Here is a 24,568-nt window from a genome sequence, read left to right as displayed (position 1 = left end):
ACACAGCATGCCGGGAAAGGGCGATTATGTCTCAATCCGCGTTTTGAGGGCTGTTTGAACGCGTCGACATGGCCTTAAGTGCGCAAACCCATTGTATTTCAGGGCGGCGCGGGCAAAGACTTGGGTCCGGTTCTGAAAAAGAGGATTTAGATGCCCGCTGCGCGTAATATTGCCTTTGTTGCCAGTGATGTGCCCATCGCCCAGGATGCGATGGCGCGGCTGTCGGCACTTTACGGGCAACATGACCCCCGGGATGCGGATGTGATCGTGGCGCTGGGCGGTGACGGGTTCATGCTGGGCACGCTGCATGCGACCCAGGCGCTGGCGATGCCAGTTTACGGCATGAACCGGGGCACTGTCGGGTTTTTGATGAATGATTACGGGGAAGAGGGGCTGATCCAGCGTTTGGAAGCCGCCGAGGAAACCGTGATCAACCCGTTGCATATGCGCGCAGTGGCCCGGGACGGGCAGGTGACCGAAGCGCTGGCCATCAATGAGGTGAGCCTGTTGCGCGCGGGGCCGCAGGCCGCACAATTGCGGATCTGGGTCGATGGCATCCTGCGGATGGAGGATCTGGTCTGCGATGGTGCGCTGGTCTGCACACCGGCGGGATCGACGGCCTATAATTATTCCGCCCACGGGCCGATCCTGCCGATCGGGTCTGACGCGCTGGCGATCACGGCGGTTGCGGCGTTTCGGCCACGGCGCTGGCGGGGGGCGTTGGTGCCGAACCGCGCGGTGGTGAAAATCGAGGTGACCGACCCGGATAAACGCCCGGTGATGGCCGATGCAGACAGCCGCTCGGTCGCCAATGTGGTGTCGGTCGAGATCAGGTCAGAGCCTGAGGTGGCGCATCGGATGTTGTTCGATCCGGGTCACGGGCTGGAGGAACGGTTGATCAGCGAGCAGTTTGAGTGACGAATGCGTTTCGGCTTTACACTGATGCAGAGACAATTGCTTTCGCGTTTGAACCGAAGGCGGAAGGCAGCGAAAGGCGTTTCAACAGTAAGTCGAAACGCTTTATTGGGCGGCAGTCTGACCCGGTTGCCGCGCGGTGTTGAGCGCGCAATTATTCAGTCCGAAGGGGAAGTGCCATGAGTGAGGACAAACCGGACAGCCTGCGCGCGGCGGCGCTGTCATATCACGAATATCCGAAACCCGGGAAACTGGAAATCCGGGCGACAAAACCCCTGGCAAATGGCCGCGATCTCAGCCGGGCCTATTCCCCCGGCGTGGCCGAGGCCTGTCTTGAGATCAAGAAGACCCCATCAGATGCAGCACGTTACACTGCGCGGGGCAATCTGGTGGCGGTTGTCTCGAACGGATCGGCGGTGCTGGGGCTGGGCAATATCGGGGCGCTGGCCTCCAAACCGGTGATGGAAGGCAAGGCGGTTCTGTTCAAGAAATTCGCCGATATCGACTGTTTCGATATCGAGCTGGATGAAAGCGACCCGGAAAAGCTGGCCGATATCGTCTGCGCGCTGGAGCCGAGCTTTGGCGCGATCAATCTGGAGGATATCAAGGCACCGGATTGTTTTATCGTTGAACGATTGTGTCAGGAGCGGATGAATATCCCCGTCTTCCATGATGATCAGCACGGCACCGCGATTGTGGTGGGGGCGGCGGCCACCAATGCGCTCAAAGTGGTGGGCAAGGCATTTGCGGATATCAAGGTTGTCTCGACCGGTGGCGGTGCGGCGGGCATTGCCTGTCTGAACATGCTGCTGAAACTGGGGGTAAAGCGCGAAAACGTCTGGCTCTGCGATATTGACGGGCTGATCTATGAGGGCCGTGACACGCAGATGACGCCGCAAAAGGCGGAATATGCGCAAGGCCAGACACCGGCAACGCTGGATGATGTGATCACCGATGCGGATCTGTTTCTTGGCCTGTCCGGTCCCGGTGTTCTGAGCCAGGATATGGTCAGGAAAATGGCGGACGAACCGATCATCTTTGCCCTGGCCAACCCGACGCCGGAAATCCTGCCCGATCTGGTGCGCGAGGTTGCCCCCGACGCGGTGATGGCCACGGGGCGCAGCGATTTCCCCAATCAGGTCAACAATGTGCTGTGTTTCCCCTTCATCTTTCGGGGCGCGCTGGATGTGGGCGCAACGGAAATCAACGACGCGATGCAACTGGCCTGTATCGACGGGATCGCCGCCATGGCGCGGGTCACGACCAGCGCCGAGGCCGCCGCGATCTATCGCGGCGAGCAACTGACCTTCGGGCGCGATTATCTGATCCCGAAACCTTTTGACCCAAGGCTGATGGGTGTGGTCGCCGGTGCCGTGGCCAAGGCGGCGATGGACAGTGGCGTGGCAACCCGCCCGCTGGAGGATCTGGAGGTTTACAAGGCGAAACTGAACCAGTCCGTGTTCAAATCCGCCCTGATCATGCGCCCGGTTTTCGAGGCCGCTGCCACCACAACCCGGCGCATTGTGTTCTGCGAAGGCGAAGATGAACGGGTGCTGCGCGCGGCCCAGGCGATGCTGGAGGACACAACGGACAAGCCGATCCTGATCGGCCGCCCCGAAGTGGTTGAGGCGCGGGCGGAACGCGCCGGTCTCGACATTCGCCCGATGCGCGATTTCGTACTGGTGAACCCGGAAAACGACCCGCGCTACCGCGATTACTGGACAACCTATCACGAGGTGATGCAGCGGCGCGGGGTAACGCCTGATCTGGCCCGCGCGATCATGCGCACGAATACCACAGCAATCGGCGCGGTCATGGTCTATCGTGAAGAGGCCGACAGCCTGATCTGCGGCACGTTCGGGCAATATCTGTGGCATCTGAATTATGTGCAGCAATTGCTGGGCACGCCTGCGTTGCATCCGGCCGGTGCGCTGAGCCTGATGGTGCTGGAAGATGGGCCGTTATTCATCGCCGACACCCATGTCCATGCGCAGCCGACACCGGAACAGATTGCCGAGACGGTGGTCTCCACCGCCCGGCATGTGCGGCGGTTTGGTGTGGATCCGAAAGTGGCGCTCTGTTCAGGTTCGCAATTCGGCAATCTCGACAGCGATAGCGGCCGGCGGATGCGCGACGCGATGATCCTTCTGAATGACCGGGCCCCTGATTTCCCCTATGAGGGCGAGATGCATATCGACAGCGCGCTGGACCCTGAGTTGCGGGCCCGGATTTTCCCCAATTCGCAGATGGAGGGGGCGGCGAATGCGCTGGTCTTTTCCAACACCGATGCCGCAGGTGCGGCCCGCAACATCCTGAAAATGAAAGCCAACGGGCTGGAGGTTGGCCCGGTTCTGATGGGGATGGGCAACCGTGCCCATATCGTGACGCCCGCGATCACCGCGCGGGGCCTGTTGAATATGAGTGCGCTGGCCGGAACCCCGGTTGGGCTTTATGGTTGAGCGCAGGTCAGGTTTCATATCGCGGGTCCGGCGGGGCGGTGTTACCGCTGCCAGTGACGCCCTGTCGCTTTGCGGGGGTCCTGCTATCCCGGCTATGAGACAGACCAGGTTAAGGGAGGGAGTATGATGGGATATTCGGAGATCTATAAGCAGTCGCAGGCCGATCCGAACCGGTTCTGGATGGCAGCCGCCGAGACGATCGACTGGGATCACCCCCCTTCCAAGGCGCTGTTTGAGGAAAATGCGCCGCTTTACGAATGGTATGCCGATGGTCTGGTCAACACCTGCTGGAACGCGGTGGACCGCCATGTGGAGGCAGGCCATGGCGGGCGTATCGCCATCATTCATGACAGCCCGGTCACCCATACCAAACATGAGATTACCTATGCGGAATTGCAGGAGCGCGTGGCCAGTCTGGCCGGGGCGCTGGCCGCCAAGGGGGTGACCAAGGGCGACCGGGTGATCATCTATATGCCGATGGTCCCCGAAGCGGTGGAGGCGATGCTGGCCTGTGCCCGTCTGGGGGCGATCCATTGCGTGGTCTTTGGCGGGTTCGCCTCCAATGAGCTGGCGGTGCGGATCGACGATTGCACGCCGAAATGCATCATCGCGGCCTCCTGCGGGATCGAGCCGGGGCGCGTGGTGCAGTATAAGCCGCTGCTGGACGGGGCGCTGGAACTGTCCACGCATCAGCCGGAATTCTGCGTGATCTTTCAGCGCGAGCAACAGGTTGCCCATCTGGAAGAGGGGCGCGATGTGGCCTGGCATGCGTTTCAATACGGGGTGGAACCTGCCGCCTGCATTCCGGTGGAAGGCAACCACCCGGCCTATATTCTCTATACCAGCGGCACGACCGGGCAACCCAAAGGCGTGGTGCGCCACACCGCCGGGCATCTGGTGGCGCTGAACTGGTCGATGCGCAATCTCTATGACATGAACCCGGGCGAGGTGTTCTGGGCGGCCTCCGATGTCGGCTGGGTTGTGGGCCATTCCTATATCTGTTACGCGCCGCTGATCTTCGGCTGCTCCACCATCGTGTTCGAGGGCAAACCGGTGGGCACGCCCGATGCGGGCACGTTCTGGCGGGTTATTCAGGATCACAAGGTGAAATGCCTGTTCACGGCGCCCACGGCCTTCCGAGCCATCAAACGCGATGATCCGGGCGGGGCGCTGGTGGGGGATTACAACCTGAAAAGCCTTGAAAGCCTGTTTCTTGCGGGCGAACGGGCCGACCCGGATACGATTGAATGGGCGATCGACAAGCTGGGTGTGGCGGTGATTGACCATTGGTGGCAGACTGAAACCGGCTGGGCGATTGCGGGCAACCCGATCGGGATCGAACATCTGCCGGTGAAAATCGGCTCTCCCGCCGTGCCGATGCCGGGATATGACGTGCAGATTCTGGATGAGGGCGGGCATGAGATGGCGCCGGGCGATCTGGGCGCGATTGCGGTCAAACTGCCGCTGCCGCCGGGCACTTTTCCAACCCTCTGGAAGGCCGAAGCGCGCTATCTGAAAAGCTATCTGGAGCATTTCCCCGGATATTATGAAACCGGCGATGCGGGTTATAAGGACGAGGACGGATATCTCTATATCATGGCGCGTACCGATGATGTGATCAATGTCGCGGGCCATCGCCTGTCAACCGGTGCGATGGAAGAGGTGCTGGCCAGCCATCCCGAGGTTGCGGAATGCGCGGTGATCGGGGTGGGCGATACACTGAAAGGCCAGTTGCCGCTGGGGTTTCTGTGTCTCAATTCCGGCAGTGCCGCAACGCCCGAGGAGGTGATCTCCGAATCCGTGAAACTGGTGCGTCAGAAGATCGGACCGGTTGCAGCCTTCAAACTGGCCCTGGTGGTGGACCGGCTGCCCAAAACAAGATCCGGCAAGATATTGCGCGGCACGATGGTGAAGATCGCCGATGGTGAGGATTTCAAGATGCCCGCAACCATCGACGACCCTGTCATTCTGGATGAGATTGCAGAAGCGCTGACATCCATCGGCTATCCGCAGGGACAGGCGTGACAGAATACCCATGGTTGCAGGGGTCTCTTGGACTTGGCGCCTATGTCATCACGTTTCGCGTTCGACCGGAGGGAGAGGCAGCGAATAAGTGATTCATGTTTAACTCGAACCGCTTATTTTATAATTTTTCCGGTTTGCTCCGGCGGTGACCGGATCGTCATAGGCTTGGTCACGAGGGCCGCTTTATAGTGGGACTAAACACCTAACATGCTTGTCAAAAAAGGTCGAAAATGGTCCCCAAACTTCCTTGATCAAGACGGATACTATAGGTGCTTTTCATTGACCGGGGGCTGCGGCGATCTATCGTTTCCTGCATGGGATGAGTTTGCGGAAAGGATACGCAATGCGGCGGATATGTCTGACACTGACGATGATCTGGGCGGCGGCATGGGCCTTTGCACAAGAGGTATTGCCGCCCGATCCGGCCATTGAACGCACCATCCAGAACCAGTTCGAGGCGTTTCTGGCCGATGATCTGGACGGGGCATGGGCCTATGCCAGCCCGAATATCCAAAGCCTGTTTCAGACGCCGGAGCGGTTCGGGCGGATGGTGCGCGACGGCTATCCCATGGTCTGGCGGCCCGGGCAGATCGACTATCTTGATCTGCAGACCCTTGGCGGGCTGATCGTGCAGCGGGTGCAGGTGACCGATCGGCAGGGCGTGGTGCATGTTCTGGGCTACCAGATGATCGAGACCGGGGCGGGATGGCAGATCAACGGGGTCCGGTTGTTACAGGCCCCGCAGGTCGGGGCCTGACCGGCCTTTCTGCCGTTAAACCCGCCTTAACCTTTCTGCGCTACCTCTGACATGTATATCCGGCCCTCTGTGATGGCTGGTCTCTCCGAACATTTGAACAATTGAGGTTGCCTTTCAGGGCCCCTGGCCCTGCGGGGCCAAAGGCGTGTGCGTGTGACGTGCAGGAAAGGGTTTTGATATGAACAAGGTGATCACCGACGGGCTGGTACTGATGCCACCGGCGTTTGGCGACGGGCTTGGGGTCTGGTCACGTGAGGATGGCACACCGGGCACCGACACATATGCAACCGACCCCAATGCCGCCCTTGTCCCCGCAGATCAGGATTTCGGAACCACCCTGGAAATTCTGAAAGCCGACAGTGTCACAACACTGCGATATATGGGCGAAACCCCGATGCTGCCGGGGATGTATCTGCGCATTTCTGCGCGGATCAAGGCGGTGTCGGGCAATCTGCCGGATGTGCGGATCGGGGCCTGGGCGGGCAATGCCGCACATACCAATGTTGCAGGCGTGCCGCAGACCGGCCCGTCAACCACCCTGACAAGCTATGGTGAGGTGGTCACGGTGTCGGCGATTGTCGGTATCGGCGATCGCGGCGGCGTTGACATGCCCTGGGGCGAAACCGCCAGCTACGGTCATTTTGGTCTGGATCTGACCGGTCCGAATGGCGGCACGGTCCGGGTGGAGAGCATTCGGATCGAAGATGTAACCCATGTCTTTTACCGCAAGCTGATGGATTGGGTTGATGTGAAGGATTTCGGGGCGGTCGGGGATGGTTCCACCGATGATCACGCGGCGTTTCAGGCGGCGGATGCGGCGGCTGACGGGCGCGAGGTTCTGGTCTCGGAGGGGGAATATCGCATCGCCGACAATCTGACGATGAACAGCCCGGTACGTTTCGAGGGCCGGTTGATCATGGATGATACGGATCGTCTGGCCCTGACAAGGAATTTCGACCTCGACGCCTATTCCGACGCGTTTGGCGATGATGTGATCGGGCTCAAGAAGGGCCTTCAGACATTGTTCAACCAGTCCGATCATGAGGCATTTGACCTGGTCGGGCGGCGGGTTCTGCTGTCCGAACCGATTGATGTGCAGGCCGTGGTCGATAACAAGACCAGCTATGCCAACCGGCGGCTGATCAGAAATGGCCAGATCAGCGCTGCCGACAGCAGCAGCTGGGATGACGATGTGCAGAGTTCTACCGGCACCTGGGTTGTCAGCAACCCGTCCGAGTTGTCGGATGTGGCCGATGTGGCCAATATCGAGATCGGATCACTGGTCACGGCGCCACAGGGTGTGGGGCGTGAGGTGTATGTGTCAGGCAAGAACGTCGCTGCCGGCAAGGTTTTTCTGTCGCATTCGCTTGGGGTGCCGCCGCAAAGCCAGACCTATACGTTCCGGCGGTTCAAATACCTGCTGGATTTTATCGGCTTCCAGAATCTGCAGCGCTTTGTGATCAGCAATGTGGAGTTCCTGTGTTCCGGCCGGTCCAGCGCGGTGATGCTGCCGATCAATGGTCTGACCTTGCAGTTCAGCGATTGCTTTTTCACCAAGCCAAAAGACCGGGGCATCACGTCGGCTGACAGTGGCTGTCAGGGGTTGCAGGTTGATCGCTGTCAATTCCTGTCGAATGAACAGGCTATCCGGGTACAGGACCGGGTGACCATCGCGATGAACGTCAACCGCAATGACCCCAAGATCCGTGACAATCGCGCGGTGCGATTCAAGCATTTCGCGGTGTTGAGCGGGACCGGCAATATCATCCTCGGCAACCATTATTTTCAGGGGGATACGGAAACCGACGGGTTGCGCAGCGCGGGCATCATTCTGACCAAGACCAATGCGAAAACAACCATCACCGGGAATTACATCGACAATAATTTCGTGGAATGGGTGAATGAACATGATGCCCATCCCGAACTGGATGGCGAGTTCAGCTTTGGGGGGCTGACGATCAACGGCAATATCTTCATGTCAAGCGGCGCCGCGCCCTGGACCCGCTTCATCGTGATCAAACCCATGGGACCGGATCATTACATCAATGGTCTGACGATCAATGACAATGTGTTCAAGCAGATAAATGGTCAGGCGCTGGATCGGGTCGATGGCGTGGATGACAGCGTGGCAACGCTGGACGGCAGCCGGACATCGGAGTTTCTGATGCAGGGCAACACGTTTCACGGGGTTCAGCATAAGGCGCAGAACCCGATCACCGTGAAGATGACCGAAAACACCGCCGCCCAGGTGTGGGAGCAGGATTTGCGCGACTGGCTGCCCTTTGACACCGAGGCGCGGGTGGTGACATCGGCCGTGCCGGAGGGGGCCGTGCGGTCAAGCTCGAATGTGGCGATCTACACCATGCCCTATGCCACCACACGGCACGGTGTCGGGCAAGGGTCGATCCGGTTGAACTGGTCACAGCCGGTGAAAGGGTCGGTGCAGATGACGGCCCGCTGCGATACGCCCTGACGGGGGGCGCGTTTCCGGCGTTGAACAGGATGGATTGCGGGTTTCTGAACCGGCGCAACCGGTGCCGGTCAGGGCCTGCGATAGGTGGCGCGTTTTTCCCAACTGTCCGGGTCCAGCAGGGTCCAGACCCCGTCTTCGACCGTATAGCCGTATTGCGCGGGCCCGGTCCCGATCAGGTTAAACACGACCTGTGCGCCATCCGTTGTCAACTCTGCCAGTTTCTCGCGAATCCACAAGGCGCCCCCATTGTCGCGCAGGGCCCAGATGCCGGTACTGGCCGGGTCATCCTTGCCCCATCGCACCTGATACTGCCCATTGGCGGAAAACACCCAGTGTTCGGTGCTGTCGCGTCTGGTCCAGCGTCCTTCGACACCGGCGCCATTCGCGCTCGCGCTTTGCCGGTCGAAAACCTGAGCGCCCCAGGTCATTTCCGCAGCATCGGAGGAAAATGACAGGGGTGCGGCGGGCGGCGCCACATGATAGCTGCCATCATTCAGAACTTCGTAGGTGAACAGTTCTCCGGGCACAATCCAGATGCCGGGCAGGTTGGGGTCAATCATAGTCATAGACATTAGCATGCCATAAAAATGCAGCGTCGCCTAGATGTTAGGGGAAGTCTGCCTAAAATTGTCAGATTTAAGTCTGCACAGTGAGTCCGTACCGTGTCTGCATGAGAACAGAGGGCATTTGACGGAGCGGGCGATGCAGGCCACGCCGCGTTTCAGCCCGGGGCGACAAGATCATCAGAGGTCAGCAGAAAGGCCTTGCCGAAACCGCCATTCAGCAGGGCATGGCTGGCCTGCAATCGCATCATCCGGAAATCGGCGAAATCATAGTAAAGTTGCGCCTTGGGATAGAGGGTCAGGTAATGTTCGCGCAGGGTGGTCTTATCCGTCGGCTGCGCGATGCATTGCAGGGTGATCCGCGGGTGGGTCAACGGATCACCCCGGGGGCCGGGCTCCCCCAAAAGCAGGGAACAGGCAGGATTGGCGGCAAGCGCCGCGCTGTGGCCGGACAGATCCGAGATCAGCGTCAGGGGGGCGCCATCCGGTCCGGGCACCACGGCGATGCGGGTGACCATGGGCGCGCCGGTTTCGGGGTCGGTCACGCCAAGCGCGCCGAACCGGGCAGCCCCGATCAGGCCCCGTGCCTGGGTGCGGGCCGCGTCATCCGTATCACGGATCGGGTTGGGGGCATCGGCCATGGAGTGCGGGATAACACGGGCCGGCCATCTCTGCCAGAATGCCCGGTCCGGTGTATGCCTGCCGCGAATTCGAGACCGGATTAAAGCCGGGCACTTAAGGTATTTTCCTCAAGGAAAACGGCAGGGAAAACTCCAGTTTTCCCATTCGGAATTCTACAGAATTCCGAATGGCTGAGACAAGGCATGTAACATAACGCGTTGAAATCCCTGATGCCAGGCAGCAAATTTCGACAAGCGATGGTGCAGAATAAAACGATTTCGCTATAGCCTTGCGCATGAAGGCGCCGCGCCCTAACCACATCGACAATGGAAGGGGCCGATATGAATGACAATGATTTCAGCCGCGCGGTGCGTGACGCCCTGGCCGAAAGCGGTGAGCCGGTCAGCCGGCTGGGATATTTCTGTGCGCCCTTCCGCCCGTCTTCCGGCCCGCTTGCCGATAAGGTCATCAAAACCTATCGCGGTGGTCGTGACCGGGACGTGCTGGCGTTGCTGGCAACACGTCATGAGGCCTATGTCACCTGCCTGCGCGAAGCAGGCGTTGACCTGCCCGAGACGCGGTTCCTGCTGTTGGAGGAGGCCGGGTTTCAGCGCCCGGTCATTGTGCAACAGGCCCTGCCGCCGCAGACAATGTTGCGTGACATGCTGCTGGCTGCCGATATAGACCGCGCGATTGTCCTGCTGGATCAGGCGGCGATCAGCATCGCGGCGTTCTGGAGCGCGGTTGCGGACCGGCCAGAGCGTATCGGCTATCATCCGTCGATCCGCAATTTTGCAATCGGTCCTGACGGGCCGGTCTTCTTCGATACATTCCCGCCGCTGATCGGTTATAACCGGGCGGAGATGGGCAAACTGCTGCTGCGGTTTTCGGAATCACCTCTGATCCGGCGTGTCGGCCCGGTCCTGCCCGGAAAAATCCGTGCTATTCAGGATGAATGGTATTCCCCCGCCGGAACGATTGTGGGCCTGATCGGCAGCGCGGTGCGCCTGCGCCCCGAGGATGGCCCGGCGCTGCTGAACTGGGGGCGGGGTTTTGCCGAGACCCATCTGTCGGGCCCGATGAAAGAGGAGGTTCTGGCCGATCTGGCCAGCCCCCCGCGCCTGCCTGCGATCTGGACCACCACAAGGCGCATTCTGGGGCTGGAAGGCAAACCGAATGTCTGACAGCGGCGGGATGAAGGTCGTGCTTGTCACGCCTGAAATCCCCGGCAATACCGGCACCATCGGGCGCACCTGCGTGGCGCTGGATCTGGAACTGATCCTGATCAAGCCCTACGGGTTCGATATTTCAGAGAAATCCGTGCGCCGGGCCGGGCTGGATTACTGGCAGCATGTGCGGCTCAGCGAATATGACAGCTGGCCCGGTTTTCTTGAGGCGCGGCACCCGCGCCGCGAGCAGTTGTTCTTCTTCGAAAATGACGGGGCGCAATCGGTTTATGACCCGGACTACCCGGAGGATGCCTATCTGATATTCGGGCGGGAAACCAAGGGCTTGCAGGCTGAAATACTGGAAGACATGGGCGATCGTATCTTTCATCTGCCGATGAGAAGCCCGCATATCCGATCGCTGAACCTGGCCAATGCGGCCACGGCGGTTGTGTATCAGGCCCTGCGCGGCAGTTTTCTCTGATGTTCCGTGTGAAAAGAGCACAGGGATGCCTTGGCCCTGGCACGGGTCCGCCGCAGATCGGTCGTATTTTAAGATCAATGTCCGGGTTGCGGCACGGATTGGCAGGGTTTGCATCTGATGTGACCTGTCCGCACTGCTGCTGTTGCCCGGTCGGTCGACCGAAAATCGCTATGGAAGGAAAGAACTGTGTCCACCCCTTACGGAAGAACATTCCTGCAAGATGAACAAGGCGCCGTCACTGTGGATTGGGTTGTTCTGACCGCAGCAATTGTTGGCCTTGGGCTTGCAACGATGACCGCCGTATCCGGCGGTGTCGGAGGTCTGAGTGGCGAGATCGCGACCGAGTTGGCAGAGATGGACGTGGTGGATTCCCCGTTTGCCGGTGCCTCGGCAGGCAGCAATTGGGGGTCAAACCCCTTGCTCAATACCTCGGGCGTGACCGCAGAAAGATATGCAAGCTGGACATCGGGATATTCGGATGCGGAACTGGTTGAGGTTTATGAAGCCTATCACAATGGCGCGCATCCAACGATGCTGGACCCGGGCGACCGGGTTGATTCCATTGGCGCGCTTGAGGCCGATATGATCAGCCGGGGTGTCGATATCCCGTCGGGCAACCCGTCTTATAATGATATGTATGACGCGTATACCGGCTGATACGGGCGGTGGTACAGATGTGAAACCGGGCCGCACCTTCCGCGCGGTCGCTTTTCTTTTGCCCCGGGGCAGGGCGCGGCGGTATCCTTCGACACCAGAAGAAGGACAGCCTGATGCCATCCATTGCCAAGGGTGCGGCCCTGCAAACCGTGATCACCACATTTGAAACCAATCCCGGCAATTGCCGCGACCTGATCGAGGCGCTGACATCTGCCTATGATCAGTTCATCGCGCATCAGCCGGGGTTCATCGGCGCCGGGTTGCATGTGAATGATGCCCAGACACGGGTTGCGAATTATTCCCAATGGGACCGGCGCGAGGATTTTCAGGCGATGCTGCGCAGCGACGAGATGGTCAGGCGCAACAAAGCCATCACCGAGATGTGCCGCAGTTTCGAGCCGGTGATGTATGATGTCTCTGCCGTGTTTGACAGGTAGGAGCCGATGGATAACGAGATGAAGGATGAACTGCGCGCGTTGCGCAGCGAGGTTGCCATGCTGAACGGGCATCGCTTTTTGCGGTTGCACAATTCGGTGTGGCGGTTGCTGCTGTTCAACTTTGCCCGCGGGCTGGCTTTTGGTCTGGGCACGGTTCTGGGCGCGTCATTGTTGTTGTCGCTGCTGGTCTGGTCGCTTGCGCAGATCGAATTTCTGCCGATCATCGGCGAATGGGCGGCCGAGATTGCCCGGCTGATGGCCGAGAACCGCTGACCCGTCCGGGCACGCGTGTCGTTATCGCCGCCGTGCCGGGCAGATGATGACCTGCTGGTCTGTGCAATTGGCATCGGTGCAGGCGATATGTTCCACCACCATGCCCCGGCGCAGGCGGACCTCTCCACCGGTGGGCACGATCCTGACCTCGCAGCTGCGGTTGCTGCGTGGGGCGGCGGTATGAAGGCTTAACGAGACCGGGCCGTCGGACACCCCGATCCCGAAGCCGAAATTCTGTGCGATGGCCGGGCCGGTAAAGGCCAGTTGGCCGATGGTGCAAATCAGTGGGATGAGGCGGCGCATGGCATGCTTCCTGAAAGGATTGTTCAGGGATGTGTCGGGTCCGGGCGCAGGCGGGTTCAAATTTGCATTGCCGGGTTGATCTGCTGCGGTGATGGGTTGTGGGGCTGTGCGGGCAGATGCGGGCACGCCGCCCGACACTGTGCCATCATCTTTTATCGTGACTGGACTCATGAAGCATAAGGCCAGGAAAGACAGGCGCTTGACCAGAGTAACCTGAAAATCTGACGGCAGCAGGGGCGAAAATGTCGGAAATGCCCCTGTGCATATGAAACAGAGGCGTTATAGGCGAAAGGGACACGTATAGAGACCGCCGCAGGGAACCCATATCATGGCCTTCAAAACCGACATCGAGATTGCCCGCGAAGCCAACAAGCGCCCGATTCAGGAGATCGGGTCGAAGCTTGGCATCCCGGCCGAGGACCTGCTGCCCTATGGTCATGACAAGGCCAAGATCAGCCAGTCATTCATCGACGGGGTGCAGGCCCGCAAAGACGGCAGGTTGATCCTGGTGACCGCGATCAACCCGACCCCTGCGGGCGAGGGCAAGACCACCACCACTGTGGGGCTTGGCGACGGGTTGAACCGGATCGGCAAGAATGCCGCGATCTGTATCCGCGAAGCCTCGCTTGGGCCCTGTTTCGGCATGAAGGGCGGGGCAGCCGGGGGCGGCTATGCCCAGGTGGTGCCGATGGAGGAGATGAACCTGCATTTCACCGGCGATTTCCATGCGATCACCAGCGCCCATAACCTGCTGTCCGCGATGATCGACAACCACATCTATTGGGGCAATGCGCTTGAGATCGACGAGCGTCGCGTGGTCTGGCGCCGGGTGCTTGACATGAATGACCGGGCGCTGCGCGATACGGTCACCTCGCTTGGCGGCGTGGCCAACGGGTTCCCACGGCAGACCGGGTTTGACATCACGGTCGCCTCGGAGGTGATGGCGATCCTCTGTCTGGCCACGGGGCTGGAGGATTTGCAGAAACGTCTGGGCGATATCATCGTCGCCTATACCCGCGCGCGCAAACCGATCTATGCCCGTGATATCAAGGCCGATGGCGCGATGACGGTATTGCTGAAAGACGCGATGCAGCCCAATCTGGTGCAGACACTGGAAAACAACCCCGCCTTTGTCCATGGCGGGCCGTTTGCCAATATCGCCCATGGCTGCAATTCGGTGATTGCCACAACCACGGCGTTGAAACTGGCCGATTACGTGGTGACCGAGGCCGGGTTCGGCGCCGATCTGGGGGCCGAGAAATTCATGAATATCAAATGCCGGAAGGCTGGCATTGCACCGGATGCGGTTGTGATTGTTGCCACGGTTCGGGCGATGAAAATGAATGGCGGCGTTGCCAAAGCCGATCTGGCCGCCGAAAATGTGGCGGCGGTTGAGGCGGGTTGCGCCAATCTGGGCCGTCATATCGGCAATGTCACATCCTTCGGGGTGCCGGTGGTGGTTGCGATCAACCATTTTGCCGGAGACAGCGAGGCCGAGATCGCCGCCGTGCAGGCCTATGTCGCCACGCAGGGTTCCGAGGCTGTGCTGTGCAAGCATTGGGCCGATGGCTCTGCCGGGACCGAGGCGCTGGCCCATAAAGTGGTTGAAATCGCAGAAAGCGATGCCGCCGGTTTCGCGCCGATCTATCCCGATGAGATGCCGCTGTTTGAAAAGATCGAAACCATTGCCACGTCAATCTACCATGCCGATGGTGTGGTGGCCGACAGCAAGATCCGGGCGCAGTTGAAAACCTGGGAAGAGGCAGGATATGGCAATCTGCCGGTCTGCATGGCCAAGACGCAGTATTCCTTTACCACCGATCCGGGCGCGCGCGGTGCGCCTACGGGCTTTACCATCCCCGTGCGTGAGGTGCGCCTGTCTGCCGGGGCCGGGTTTATCGTTGCCATCTGCGGAGAGATCATGACCATGCCCGGCCTGCCGCGTGTGCCCTCGGCCGAACAGATCATGCTGAACGCGGCAGGGAATATCGAAGGCCTGTTCTGAGACTGCATGCCGGAATAAACTTATAGAAGATTTATGCGTCCCGCCGACGGGATTCTGTGAAAGGGTGATGCGATGACGGCGACGATCATAGACGGGAAAGCCTTTGCCGCGACGGTACGGGCCAGGGTTGCGACCCATGTGGCGGCTTTGAAATCCGATCATGATCTGACGCCGGGGCTGGCGGTGGTTCTGGTGGGCGAGGACCCGGCCAGCCAGGTCTATGTGCGCAACAAGGGCAAGCAGACCGCCGAGGCCGGTATGGCCAGTTTCGAACATAAACTGGATGTGGCGACGTCCCAGAAAGATATCCTCAGCCTTGTGGATCAGCTGAACGCCGATCCGGAAGTTCACGGCATTCTCGTGCAGTTACCGCTGCCGGATCATGTGGACAGTGCAGAGGTTATCAACAGGATATCCCCGGCAAAGGATGTGGACGGCTTTCATATTTCCAATGTGGGCCTGTTGGGGACCGGACAGAAATCCATGGTGCCCTGCACGCCGCTGGGTTGTCTGATGATGCTGCGCGATCATCACGGGTCGCTTTCCGGTCTGAACGCGGTGGTTGTGGGCCGGTCCAACATTGTCGGCAAACCCATGGCGCAATTGCTGCTTGGGGAAAGCTGCACGGTCACCATCGCCCATTCGCGCACCAAAGATCTGGCGGATGTGTGTCGCGGGGCGGATATTCTGGTTGCTGCGGTCGGGCGCCCGGAAATGGTGCCGGGCGACTGGGTGAAACCGGGCGCAACCGTCATTGACGTGGGTGTCAACCGCATCCCGCATCCCGAAAAGCCGGGGAAAACAAAGCTGGTCGGGGATGTGGATTTCGCCAGCGCTTCGGCGGTTGCGGGCGCGATCACACCGGTGCCGGGGGGGGTGGGCCCGATGACCATTGCCTGCCTTCTGGCCAATACGGTCACTGCCTGTTGCCGCGCAAACGGCTTGCCTGAACCCGAAGGGCTGACCGCCTGAGCCGCGTGCGGTTGCTGCTTATAGCGCCGGATTGAAATTCTGAATCATATATAGATTGTGCGGAGGGCATCGCCCGCCCCATGGGGTCGGTCGGGCGCTGCCCGGCGGTGCTGCCGGGCGGGAGGGTGGTGCGGGGTGGTGAAGGATTTCAGGCGGAAACTATAGAAAAACCGCGCCGTGCTGTTCAGACCGGGATCATCGTGCCCTGCAACAGGGCCACATCCCGGCGGCTGCCATCGGGGCGTTCAACCTCGACCGTGCAGCGGGTGACAAACAGCCGACGCCCGGGTTTCACAACCTCACCATGGGCCCAAAGCCGCAAACCGTCACCCGGCGCAATCAGGTTGATCTTCATCTCAACTGTCATCACTTCGGCGCCCTCGGCCATCTGGGTCAGCGCGGCATAGCCCGACGCGCTGTCGCCAAGCGCGAAGGTCAGGCCCGCATGGGCAAACCCGTGCTGTTGCGAGCTTGCGGCGGTGATCGGAGCAGAGAGAAGGACACGCCCGGAAGAAACCTGTTCAAGACGCGCGCCAAAGCTGTCCATCAACCCCTGCCGCGCAAAACTATCCCTGATGCGTGCATCAGTTATACCTGTCACATTTTCGCCTTTTTTTCTCAAATGCCTAGCCAGGTCCTGATTTTATCGTATCATCATTTATCGGGGGAGGTAAAATCTCCGTAATGTGAAGATGTAACAGCTTGGGGCAAATGCAGACCAATTCCTCTGATCTGCGTGTGGCTTTCATCCACCGGTTTGGATCATCATCGTTTTCAGTCTGGGTTGCGGCAAGTGTTCTGGCAACTCTGCTTGGACCGTTCGGAACCTATTCCGCCATGTCGCTTCTGGATCGCGGTATCTATTGGGGCGGGTTGATTGGCGTCTCGATTCTGTTTGCGGGCGGGATCAAGGCAATGGTTCAACAGGTCTTTCCGGCAAAATCCTTTGCGGTCGACCTGCTGAGCAGCGGGATCATGGCTGTCGTTCTGGGCATGTTGATCTGGGCGTATAATCATTTCGTCTATGGCGTTCCGAGCGAAAGCCTACCAAGCATATTTGCGCATATGATTGTGGTTTTGATGATTTGCCTGACACTGGTTCTGATCCGGATGTATCTGGAACAGGAAAGCGAAGACAGCGCAGCAGACAACGCATCCGATGCGGCAGAGGAGGTTGCGTTTCTGCGCCGCCTGCCGCCGGAACTGGGCCGCGATCTGATGCATATTTCCGCCGATGGCCATTATCTGGAAGTGGTCACCAGCCAGGGGGAAGACCGTCTTTTGCTGCGCTTCTCTGACGCGATGGACGAGCTTGACGGATATGACGGGGTGCGCATTCACAGGTCGCATTGGGTGGCGCTGAATGCAATTTCAGGGGTGGAGCAGAAGGGCCGGCGCACATTCATCATTCTGTCGCAGGGCATTCGCCTGCCCGTCAGCCAGGGCTATCAGGACGCGCTGATTGATCGCGGCATTCCGCTTTAACGGGGCATTGGCACGCAAAGCGGCGGATCGGTCAGCAGAATGGCCTGTGCATCTGCGGCCATCAGTCCCGACAGCGCCGGATCGCTGCTGCGCAACCCCCCGGTATAGGTGCCATAGGCGGGTAGGATCAGCCGCGCCTGATCCAGCAGGAAACAGGGCCGGGTGATCCGCCTGGCGCGGGTGGGAAGCTGCGCCTTGGGATGATAATGGCCCGAGATTTCGGCGCTGGCACCGGGCTTGGCAATATGTCGGAAGGTCAGTGGACCGGTCCGGTGGCTGGCCAGATGGGTGCCGCCCAGATCAACCGGCCCGGCATCATGATTGCCTTCAATCCAGATCCAGCGCCGCCCGGCCATGAGGGTGGCCAGCCAGGTGATCATCTCATCCTGCAGGGCCTGTGCGGCGGTCAGGTCATCAAAGCTGTCGCCCAGACAAATGACACATTCGGGGGTCGTGGCGGCCAGATCCCGTTCAAGACGCATCAATGTGTCCTGCACCTCATAAGGCGGCAGGATCGGGCCACCGCGCCGCGCCATCCGTTCCGATTTGCCCAGATGCAGATCGGAAACGCAGAGCAGCCTTTCCTCCCGCCACCAGAGCGCGCCAGATGGCAGGGCGGTCAGGGCCGCGCCGAAGAAGGTGAAGGTGTGGCCGTTCATGTTTCGTTCGATGGCATGACGGGCCGGGCGTTGCAAGCCTGATGGCGGATCTGGCTGATTTCACATCTTGTTTGTATGGATATGCAGGGCGGGAGGAGCTTTTCAGGTTTTGCAAAACCCTTATTGCTTTGGCCTGAAATTCTTCGCCACCCCGCATCACCCACCTGCCCGGCGGCACCGCCGGGCAGCGCCCGCACCGACCCCACGGGGCGGGCGCTTCTCGCCCACCCCTCGGTTCGGGCGCTGCCCTCTGCGTTGTGTCTATGTGTTGCAGATTAGAGGGACGCCGCCTATAGCGGCAAACCCGCTGTCGTCAGCAGGCGGGCGGCTTCCTCTTCGATCAGGCGGTGTTCGGCGCGTCCTTTCACCGGCACTTTGCCGACCTCAAGAAACAAGGGCGCGGCCAGCGGGGTCAGCCGGGGCAGTTTCACATGGTCGATGCGATCACCGATCCGGGTCAGCATCGCGTCGATGCGCCCGAAATCGACCATGCCGCGCATCGCCTCGACCCGGGTGATTTCCAGCATCACATGGCCGGGGTCATATTTGCGCAGCGTGTCATAGAGGATATCGGTGGAAAACGTTGCCTGCCGGCCGGTCTTGCGTTTGCCGGCGGGCATGTTGCGATCGATCAGCCCGGCGATGATGGCCGCGCCCTTGAAGGTGCGTTTCATCACCGCATTGCCCGACAGCCAGATTTCCATCGTCCGGGTCAGGGTCTCACGGGAAAACAACGGGGCTGCATCCTGCAACGGGTCCAGCCCCCAGATCAGCGTGGCGTAATCGGTGGAGACGAAACCAAGCGGGTGCAGCCCTTCTTCCTCCATCCTCTGGGTCAGAAGCAGGCCCAGGGTCTGTTGCGCATTCTTGCCCGCAAACCCGTAGACGCAGACATGGTCGCGCCCGTCATGAGGGAAGCTTTCGACCAGCAACCGATCACGTTCCGGCAGGCGGGAGACGCGCCGCTGCAGGGCCAGCCAGTCACGGGTGTGCCGGGGCAGGGCGGGCCAGTCATCCTGCCGGAACATTGCCAGAATACGATCAGACAACTGGGTGGAGGTGGCAAATTTGCTGCCCATGAAGGTGGCGACCTTGGGCCTGTCCGACGGGCTGCGTGTGACCTCGATGGTCATCTCGCGCAGGCCCTCATAGCGCACGATCTGACCGCCGATCAGAAACGTATCGCCTTTGACAAGGCTCGCCGCGAAATTCTCCTCCACCTCGCCCAGGGGCATGCCGCCCCTTGCGTGTTTCAGGCGGACCTTCAGTTTGTCAGAGGCCAGAATGGTGCCGATATTCATGCGGATCTGGCGGCTGGCGCGGGGGTCGCGCAACTGCCAGGCGCCATCCGGGCGCTGCACCAGTTTCTGCCAGCGATCATAGGCTTTGAGCGCATACCCCCCCGTGGCACAGAAATCGAGACAGCGGTCGAAACTCTCGCGGGGCAGGCTGGCATAGGCCCCGGCCGAGGTGACCTCTTCATAGAGATCATCGGCCAGGAATGGCCCGGCTGCGGCGCGGATCAGGATATGCTGGCACAGCACATCAAGCGGGCCGTCGCCTTTCGGCTCTCCATCCAGATCATGGTCGCGGGCGGCCTCCAGCGCTGCGATGCATTCGATAACCTCGAACCGGTTGGCAGGGACCATCAGCGCCTTCGAGGGCGCATTGTAGCGGTGATTGGCGCGCCCGATCCGCTGGACCAGCCGTTTGACGTTTTTCGGGGCGCCGACCTGAATGACCAGATCCACATCGCCCCAGTCGATGCCCAGATCAAGGGACCCGGTGCAGACGATGGCGCGCAGATCCCCGGCGACCATTGCGGCCTCGACCTTTTCGCGTTGTTCACGTGACAGGGCGCCATGGTGGATGCCGATCGGCAGTTGGTCGTCATTGGCCAGCCAGAGATGATGAAAGAAGATCTCGGCCTGGGCGCGGGTGTTGTGGAAAATCAGGGTGGTCTTGTGGCGTTTGACCTGGTCCAGCACGGCCGGAATCGCATAGCGCCCGCCGCCGCCGGACCAGGGCGGGCGGGCGTCGGTTTCCAGCATCGAGATATCCGGGTCGGGGCCGGGATCTGCCTCCAGTATCCGGCAGGGATCGGGATGGCGGGCCAGAATGCGGGCGATGGCGGGCGGGTCTTCCACCGTGGCGCTGAGCCCCACACGGCGCAGACCCGGTGCCAGGGTGGACAGACGCGACAGCGCCAGCATCAGCTGATCGCCGCGTTTGCTTTCCGCCAGCGCGTGAATCTCATCGACAATGACCCGTTGCAGCCCGGCAAACATATGGCCCGCATCTTCATATGACGTAAGCAGCGCAAGACTTTCCGGCGTGGTCAGCAGGATATGGGGCGGATCGGCGCGTTGCCGTTTGCGTTGGGTCTGGGTGGTGTCGCCGGTGCGATCCTCGATACGGATGGGCAGGCCGATATCTTCCACCGGGGCGCGCAGGTTGCGTTTGATATCCGCCGCCAGCGCCTTCAGGGGAGAGATGTAAAGCGTGTGCAGGCCCTGATGCGTGCCATCGGCAAGTTCCGCCAGCGTGGGCAGGAACCCGGCCATGGTCTTGCCGCCGCCGGTGGGCGCGATCAGCAACTGGCAGGGCGCGGATGACAGGTCCAGCATCTGTTGCTGATGCGAATGGAGGCTCCACCCTCGGGTGCGGAACCAATCTGTGATGTCCGGGGGCAGCATTGTCATGGGGTAGGGATACTGCGCGCGGGGGCCGGGGTCAGCCTTTTTCGTAAAGCGGCTCGCCATCAGGGGGTTCAGTTACATGAAACCGCGCGGAAATCGTGAAGGGCCGGATTTCTCGAGAAATCCTTGTGGAAAACGCGCGTTTTCCAGCTTGGTTGCGAAACCCTTTAAATCCAAAAAGCGACAGGCCGGGATCAGTGGGTAATCGCTTCCTCTTTGACATACATGTTTTCCCAGGCGCGGTCGATCAGATCGGGGCGCATCTGATAGGGAATCCCCTCGAATTCGCAGATCGCGATCAACTGGTCGATCAGAAAATTCGCGTGGTAATTGGCATAGACATTGTTGATCTGCGGGTAGCGCACTTTCAGCATATGGACGAGGCTCTCCTCGTTCAGCGGCATCTTCTTCTTGCGCGCGACCATGGCAAAGACCTTGAGGAATTCCTCCTGCGTCGGTCCGTCGATCTTCACCTTGAAGAAAATCCGGCGCAGGGCGGCCTGATCGAACAGTTCATTGGGGTGGAAATTGGTCGAGAAGATCACCAGCGTGTCGAACGGCACCTCGAATTTCTCGCCTGATTGCAGGGCGAGGATGTCGTAATTCACCTCCATCGGCACAATCCAGCGGTTGATCAGCGCCTGGGGCGGTTCCTCCTGGCGGCCAAGGTCATCGACGATGAAAACCCCGCCCGAGGCTTTCAGTTGCAGGCTGGCCTGATAGGTGCGGCTGACCGCGTTATAGTTCAGGTCCAGCATGCTGAGCATCAATTCACCGCCGGTCATCACCGTGGGGCGTTTGCAAAGCAGATAGCGGGTGTCGAACCGGGCCGAGGATTTGCGCAAACCGCCGCTGGCGGTGTCCGGTTCGGTGATGGGGGTATGCACAATCGGATCGAAAAGCGTGATCACCTGACCGGCATAGCTGAGCGCGCGGGGAATATAGATCGTGTCGCCCATGGCGGCGCGAATGCCCTCGGCAATCGAGGATTTGCCGTTGCCGGGCGGGCCATAGAGCAGAACGGACCGGCCCGATCCCACGGCGGGCCCAAGCTGATCAATCATGCCTTTGGGCAGAATCAAATGGCCCATCGAGGCCTCAAGCATATCTCGGGTCAGGTGGATGTTGCGGATCGACTGGCGTTTGGTCTGTGCCTTGTAATCGTCCAGCGGCACCGGCATCGCGCCGTAATATTCCGACTGGCTAAGCGCATCAAGGGCGCGGGCCTTGCCGTTATCGGTCAGTTGAAAGCCCATTTCCGAGCCGGATGTGGCGTGCATCGTGCCGGTCGCCTGAAGCAGGCCCATATCGCGGGCCATGTCGATCAGCGCCGTGGTCAGGGTCAGCGGCAGGCAGATCGCCTCGGAAATCTCGGTCGCGGTTTCCACATTCTTGCGGAATATGGTTTTCAGCAGGATATCCCGCATCATCACCATGGGCAGGCCGGTATCGCCCAGTTTGCGCAGGGCGACCGGTGCAAAGCCTTCGGTGGGGGAGGTCTGAACGTTCATATTATGCCCTCTGCTTGGCAGGACTTTGCCGGAGGAATGCGGCACAAACGAGGCGTAACAAGCCGCGGCTGAACATCGGCTGGCCTGTCAATCCGCCGGTTTTGCAGGGCAAGGCCCGTATGTTGATCCGGCCCCATAGGGTGGATCAGGCCCAGAGACCCAGGCCCAGGATCAGATAGATGGACAGCGCACCGGCAAGAGCCACCCCCATCGGGAACAGCTTGCCCCGGTCCCAGGACACCCAATCGGGGGTTGCCCGGCGCACCGCAGGCACACGGGCCGCCCCGCGATGGGTCAGCCAGGAGCCGATCAGCACCAGTGAAAACAGCATCAGGAAGAAAAGCCCGTCGCCCGGCGCGATGAAAGGCGCCATGGCGGCGGCGAATTTCGCGTCCCCCGCCCCGACCATGCCGATCGAGGTGATGACAAAGCCGATGACCAGAACGCCGCCAAGCTGTGCCAGACGCCACAGATAGGCCTCCATCGGCAGAACAATCAGGCCAACGGCCAGAAACCCGCCCGCCAGTGCCAGAACCGCGATATTGGGAATGCGCATCTCGCGCAGGTCCGACCAGCCGACCCAAATGCAGATCGGCAGAACGAAGGGAAGAAACCAGGCGGCCTCGGCAACGGTCAGGGACATCAGGCGCGTACCTCTGTATCAAGCGCGCGCAACGCCCGCACTGCGGCATCGAAATGCTGTGGATGGGTGTCGATGGCATCGGCCAGAAGACCGCGGCCCACATCAACCTCTCCCTGACGGATCGCGGCCAGCGCGGCGGTGTGCAGCAGTTGTGCCCGTTCGATCTGGGTCATCTGCACCAGTGGCAGATTGTAATTGCCCCGTGCCGCGCGGGCCAGAACCAGGTTGTTCTTTGCGGTGAACAGGTTCGGATCATAGGTGATGGCCTCGGTGAACAGGCGCTCGGCGGCCTCGGTATCGCCCCGGGTCAGTTTCGAGAAGCCCCAGTTGTTCAGCACACCGCCGGGCCGGGTGGTCAGGCCGACGGCTGTTTCGTAGAAACTGTCGGCATTTTCCCATTCGTGATTGCTGTCGGCGATCATCGCCTCAAGACGGTACCGTTCATAGGTCTCGAAGGTCGGGGGGACCATATCAAGCTGGGTTTCAGCCTCCTCCCAGTCAGAATTGCGGATCAGGGCATCGGCGAAATCGACATGGTCCTGCGCTGTGGCGTCGGGATGATTGGCGACCTCGCGCCAGACGATCACCGCTTCGGTGGCGCGCCCGGCGCGAATCAGGCTGTGGCCCAGCCCCCGTTTCAGATCAAGCCGGTCAGGATCGTCGCGCAGGGCGCTTTGGAAATACACCACCGCTTCATTGGGGTCGGCGACCGTCAGCATGATGTCGTTGAGATTGGTTTCGTCGATGACATTCATCGAGTCCATTGCGCGGTCCACATCCGCGCGGTCGGTTTGTCCACAGGCGGCAAGTCCGACGGACAAGCCGATAACCAGAGTGATCCGGGTGGTCAGGCGCATAGGCGACCTCTTAACTGCTCGATCGCTATGTTCATGGTGTTTCGGAGAGGATCCAGCGTCCTCCGCCCCGACGTTCCAGGTCATAGCGGTTTTCATTATTGTCAGGAATATAGCCTGAATTTTCCATTCTTGCGATAGCAAGTCTTAAGTTTTCGCGAATGGAGTCTGTTTGGCCACTATCCAGCGCGAAAGCATGCTGAAACACCTGCCGCGCCTCGCCATATTCGCCCTGTTCCATCAGCACCACGCCCAGATTGTTCCAGGCCGGTGTGAAACCGGGGTCTTCCTCAACCGCCTGGCGCAGATAGGCTTCGGCCTGGCCAAGACGCCCCAGTTGCAGATTGGCCGAGCCAAGGGCCGAGAGATGTTGCGCCGTCGTGCCGTCTTCGGCGGCGGCGCGCAGATAGGCCCTGAGCGCCAGTTCATATTCGCCCGCTTCCATCAGCCGGTCGCCGACAACCAGCCCGTCAACCGAATTGCGCAGAACATGGGTGCCGGGCGGGGCGGGGACGCCCTGCCGGTCCTGACCCAAAGGGCCGGTGCCGGGGTCGCCACAAGCCGCCAGCCCCAGAAATGTCGTGAAAATGATGAGCCCCCGCATCAT

Annotated in this window: 23 protein-coding genes; 13 read left to right on the top strand and 10 right to left on the bottom strand. The window is 60.4% G+C overall.

Annotated elements, in window-relative coordinates:
• The first annotated feature begins 150 nt into the window (after positions 1–150).
• From E2K80_RS11140 to E2K80_RS11120, 5 genes are all read left to right on the top strand, one after another.
• On the top strand, positions 151–918 hold the full coding sequence (locus E2K80_RS11140; protein ID WP_135375074.1) for an NAD kinase: 768 nt from the start codon (positions 151–153) through the stop codon (positions 916–918).
• Between the two features lie 176 nt (positions 919–1,094).
• Positions 1,095–3,374 (top strand): NADP-dependent malic enzyme, encoded by a 2,280-nt coding sequence (locus tag E2K80_RS11135; protein WP_135375073.1) that lies wholly within the window; start codon positions 1,095–1,097, stop codon positions 3,372–3,374.
• Positions 3,375–3,500: 126 nt separating this feature from the next.
• Positions 3,501–5,399: a propionyl-CoA synthetase gene (locus E2K80_RS11130; RefSeq protein ID WP_135376583.1), complete on the top strand. Its 1,899-nt coding sequence runs from the start codon at positions 3,501–3,503 to the stop codon at positions 5,397–5,399.
• A 343-nt stretch (positions 5,400–5,742) separates the two neighbouring features.
• Positions 5,743–6,156, top strand: a complete 414-nt coding sequence (locus tag E2K80_RS11125; RefSeq protein ID WP_135375072.1) for a DUF4864 domain-containing protein — start codon at positions 5,743–5,745, stop codon at positions 6,154–6,156.
• A gap of 178 nt (positions 6,157–6,334) precedes the next feature.
• On the top strand, positions 6,335–8,629 hold the full coding sequence (locus E2K80_RS11120; RefSeq protein ID WP_135375071.1) for a glycosyl hydrolase family 28-related protein: 2,295 nt from the start codon (positions 6,335–6,337) through the stop codon (positions 8,627–8,629).
• Positions 8,630–8,697: 68 nt separating this feature from the next.
• On the opposite strand, the gene E2K80_RS11115 is transcribed toward E2K80_RS11120, so the two are convergent.
• Together E2K80_RS11115 and E2K80_RS11110 are read right to left on the bottom strand one after the other, a co-directional pair.
• Positions 8,698–9,195 carry a hypothetical protein gene (locus E2K80_RS11115; RefSeq protein WP_135375070.1) on the bottom strand — a complete coding sequence of 166 codons (498 nt, stop codon included), beginning with the start codon at positions 9,193–9,195 and terminating at the stop codon, positions 8,698–8,700.
• A gap of 155 nt (positions 9,196–9,350) precedes the next feature.
• Positions 9,351–9,833, bottom strand: a complete 483-nt coding sequence (locus E2K80_RS11110; protein ID WP_135375069.1) for a HugZ family pyridoxamine 5'-phosphate oxidase — start codon at positions 9,831–9,833, stop codon at positions 9,351–9,353.
• 321 nt (positions 9,834–10,154) lie between these two features.
• Between E2K80_RS11110 and E2K80_RS11105 the strand changes: the two genes are divergently transcribed.
• From E2K80_RS11105 to E2K80_RS11085, 5 genes are all read left to right on the top strand, one after another.
• A complete protein-coding gene (locus E2K80_RS11105; protein WP_135375068.1) occupies positions 10,155–10,997 on the top strand; it encodes a DUF6206 family protein in 843 nt (280 codons plus the stop codon).
• Positions 10,990–11,463: a tRNA (cytidine(34)-2'-O)-methyltransferase gene (locus tag E2K80_RS11100; RefSeq protein ID WP_238475500.1), complete on the top strand. Its 474-nt coding sequence runs from the start codon at positions 10,990–10,992 to the stop codon at positions 11,461–11,463. The genes E2K80_RS11105 and E2K80_RS11100 overlap by 8 nt, the downstream gene beginning before the upstream one ends.
• Before the next feature lie 186 nt (positions 11,464–11,649).
• Positions 11,650–12,120, top strand: coding sequence for a hypothetical protein (locus E2K80_RS11095; RefSeq protein ID WP_135375067.1), 471 nt, complete (start codon positions 11,650–11,652; stop codon positions 12,118–12,120).
• 113 nt (positions 12,121–12,233) lie between these two features.
• Complete coding sequence (locus tag E2K80_RS11090; RefSeq protein ID WP_135375066.1) at positions 12,234–12,557, top strand: antibiotic biosynthesis monooxygenase family protein; 324 nt, start codon at positions 12,234–12,236, stop codon at positions 12,555–12,557.
• Between the two features lie 6 nt (positions 12,558–12,563).
• The gene (locus tag E2K80_RS11085; RefSeq protein WP_135375065.1) at positions 12,564–12,830 is read left to right on the top strand and encodes a DUF5665 domain-containing protein; all 267 of its coding nucleotides are present in this window, start codon (positions 12,564–12,566) and stop codon (positions 12,828–12,830) included.
• 21 nt (positions 12,831–12,851) lie between these two features.
• On the opposite strand, the gene E2K80_RS11080 is transcribed toward E2K80_RS11085, so the two are convergent.
• On the bottom strand, positions 12,852–13,133 hold the full coding sequence (locus E2K80_RS11080) for a hypothetical protein (RefSeq protein ID WP_135375064.1): 282 nt from the start codon (positions 13,131–13,133) through the stop codon (positions 12,852–12,854).
• Between the two features lie 328 nt (positions 13,134–13,461).
• Here E2K80_RS11080 and E2K80_RS11075 point away from each other — a divergent pair, with 328 nt between their 5' ends.
• Together E2K80_RS11075 and folD are read left to right on the top strand one after the other, a co-directional pair.
• Entirely contained in the window at positions 13,462–15,138 is a 1,677-nt protein-coding gene (locus tag E2K80_RS11075; RefSeq protein WP_135375063.1) for a formate--tetrahydrofolate ligase, read from the top strand.
• Positions 15,139–15,210: 72 nt separating this feature from the next.
• A complete protein-coding gene (folD, locus tag E2K80_RS11070; RefSeq protein ID WP_135375062.1) occupies positions 15,211–16,110 on the top strand; it encodes a bifunctional methylenetetrahydrofolate dehydrogenase/methenyltetrahydrofolate cyclohydrolase FolD in 900 nt (299 codons plus the stop codon).
• 184 nt (positions 16,111–16,294) lie between these two features.
• Here the strand turns inward: folD and E2K80_RS11065 are convergent, their stop codons facing one another.
• Positions 16,295–16,711 (bottom strand): PaaI family thioesterase, encoded by a 417-nt coding sequence (locus E2K80_RS11065; protein ID WP_135375061.1) that lies wholly within the window; start codon positions 16,709–16,711, stop codon positions 16,295–16,297.
• 110 nt (positions 16,712–16,821) lie between these two features.
• Between E2K80_RS11065 and E2K80_RS11060 the strand changes: the two genes are divergently transcribed.
• The gene (locus E2K80_RS11060; protein WP_135375060.1) at positions 16,822–17,595 is read left to right on the top strand and encodes a LytTR family DNA-binding domain-containing protein; all 774 of its coding nucleotides are present in this window, start codon (positions 16,822–16,824) and stop codon (positions 17,593–17,595) included.
• On the opposite strand, the gene pdeM is transcribed toward E2K80_RS11060, so the two are convergent.
• The 6 genes from pdeM to E2K80_RS11030 all read right to left on the bottom strand — a co-directional run bounded on the left by pdeM (position 17,592) and on the right by E2K80_RS11030 (position 24,568).
• On the bottom strand, positions 17,592–18,254 hold the full coding sequence (pdeM, locus tag E2K80_RS11055) for a ligase-associated DNA damage response endonuclease PdeM (RefSeq protein WP_135375059.1): 663 nt from the start codon (positions 18,252–18,254) through the stop codon (positions 17,592–17,594). The two genes, E2K80_RS11060 and pdeM, sit on opposite strands and share 4 nt — an antisense overlap.
• Before the next feature lie 290 nt (positions 18,255–18,544).
• On the bottom strand, positions 18,545–20,956 hold the full coding sequence (locus E2K80_RS11050; RefSeq protein ID WP_135375058.1) for a ligase-associated DNA damage response DEXH box helicase: 2,412 nt from the start codon (positions 20,954–20,956) through the stop codon (positions 18,545–18,547).
• Positions 20,957–21,147: 191 nt separating this feature from the next.
• On the bottom strand, positions 21,148–22,464 hold the full coding sequence (locus E2K80_RS11045) for an ATPase (protein WP_135375057.1): 1,317 nt from the start codon (positions 22,462–22,464) through the stop codon (positions 21,148–21,150).
• A gap of 145 nt (positions 22,465–22,609) precedes the next feature.
• Positions 22,610–23,107: a prepilin peptidase gene (locus E2K80_RS11040; protein ID WP_135375056.1), complete on the bottom strand. Its 498-nt coding sequence runs from the start codon at positions 23,105–23,107 to the stop codon at positions 22,610–22,612.
• Positions 23,107–23,964, bottom strand: a complete 858-nt coding sequence (locus tag E2K80_RS11035) for a tetratricopeptide repeat protein (RefSeq protein WP_135375055.1) — start codon at positions 23,962–23,964, stop codon at positions 23,107–23,109. Before E2K80_RS11035 ends, E2K80_RS11040 begins: the two co-directional genes overlap by 1 nt.
• 31 nt (positions 23,965–23,995) lie before the next feature.
• Positions 23,996–24,568: a tetratricopeptide repeat protein gene (locus tag E2K80_RS11030; protein WP_135375054.1), complete on the bottom strand. Its 573-nt coding sequence runs from the start codon at positions 24,566–24,568 to the stop codon at positions 23,996–23,998.

This window comes from Rhodophyticola sp. CCM32 (genome assembly GCF_004751985.1).
GTDB lineage: Bacteria > Pseudomonadota > Alphaproteobacteria > Rhodobacterales > Rhodobacteraceae > Rhodophyticola.
The sequence above is the reverse complement of the archived record's forward strand: the minus strand, read 5'-3'. Positions and strand labels throughout refer to the sequence as shown.

Bases quoted from the DNA above. Each gene is read 5' to 3' on its own strand.
- E2K80_RS11140 (WP_135375074.1), top strand. From the start codon at position 151: ATGCCCGCTGCGCGTAATATTGCCTTTGTTGCCAGTGATGTGCCCATC.
- E2K80_RS11135 (WP_135375073.1), top strand. From the start codon at position 1,095: ATGAGTGAGGACAAACCGGACAGCCTGCGCGCGGCGGCGCTGTCATAT.
- E2K80_RS11130 (WP_135376583.1), top strand. From the start codon at position 3,501: ATGGGATATTCGGAGATCTATAAGCAGTCGCAGGCCGATCCGAACCGG.
- E2K80_RS11125 (WP_135375072.1), top strand. From the start codon at position 5,743: ATGCGGCGGATATGTCTGACACTGACGATGATCTGGGCGGCGGCATGG.
- E2K80_RS11120 (WP_135375071.1), top strand. From the start codon at position 6,335: ATGAACAAGGTGATCACCGACGGGCTGGTACTGATGCCACCGGCGTTT.
- E2K80_RS11115 (WP_135375070.1), bottom strand. From the start codon at position 9,195: ATGACTATGATTGACCCCAACCTGCCCGGCATCTGGATTGTGCCCGGA.
- E2K80_RS11110 (WP_135375069.1), bottom strand. From the start codon at position 9,833: ATGGCCGATGCCCCCAACCCGATCCGTGATACGGATGACGCGGCCCGC.
- E2K80_RS11105 (WP_135375068.1), top strand. From the start codon at position 10,155: ATGAATGACAATGATTTCAGCCGCGCGGTGCGTGACGCCCTGGCCGAA.
- E2K80_RS11100 (WP_238475500.1), top strand. From the start codon at position 10,990: ATGTCTGACAGCGGCGGGATGAAGGTCGTGCTTGTCACGCCTGAAATC.
- E2K80_RS11090 (WP_135375066.1), top strand. From the start codon at position 12,234: ATGCCATCCATTGCCAAGGGTGCGGCCCTGCAAACCGTGATCACCACA.
- E2K80_RS11085 (WP_135375065.1), top strand. From the start codon at position 12,564: ATGGATAACGAGATGAAGGATGAACTGCGCGCGTTGCGCAGCGAGGTT.
- E2K80_RS11080 (WP_135375064.1), bottom strand. From the start codon at position 13,133: ATGCGCCGCCTCATCCCACTGATTTGCACCATCGGCCAACTGGCCTTT.
- E2K80_RS11075 (WP_135375063.1), top strand. From the start codon at position 13,462: ATGGCCTTCAAAACCGACATCGAGATTGCCCGCGAAGCCAACAAGCGC.
- folD (WP_135375062.1), top strand. From the start codon at position 15,211: ATGACGGCGACGATCATAGACGGGAAAGCCTTTGCCGCGACGGTACGG.
- E2K80_RS11060 (WP_135375060.1), top strand. From the start codon at position 16,822: ATGCAGACCAATTCCTCTGATCTGCGTGTGGCTTTCATCCACCGGTTT.
- pdeM (WP_135375059.1), bottom strand. From the start codon at position 18,254: ATGAACGGCCACACCTTCACCTTCTTCGGCGCGGCCCTGACCGCCCTG.
- E2K80_RS11050 (WP_135375058.1), bottom strand. From the start codon at position 20,956: ATGACAATGCTGCCCCCGGACATCACAGATTGGTTCCGCACCCGAGGG.
- E2K80_RS11045 (WP_135375057.1), bottom strand. From the start codon at position 22,464: ATGAACGTTCAGACCTCCCCCACCGAAGGCTTTGCACCGGTCGCCCTG.
- E2K80_RS11040 (WP_135375056.1), bottom strand. From the start codon at position 23,107: ATGTCCCTGACCGTTGCCGAGGCCGCCTGGTTTCTTCCCTTCGTTCTG.
- E2K80_RS11035 (WP_135375055.1), bottom strand. From the start codon at position 23,964: ATGCGCCTGACCACCCGGATCACTCTGGTTATCGGCTTGTCCGTCGGA.
- E2K80_RS11030 (WP_135375054.1), bottom strand. From the start codon at position 24,568: ATGATGCGGGGGCTCATCATTTTCACGACATTTCTGGGGCTGGCGGCT.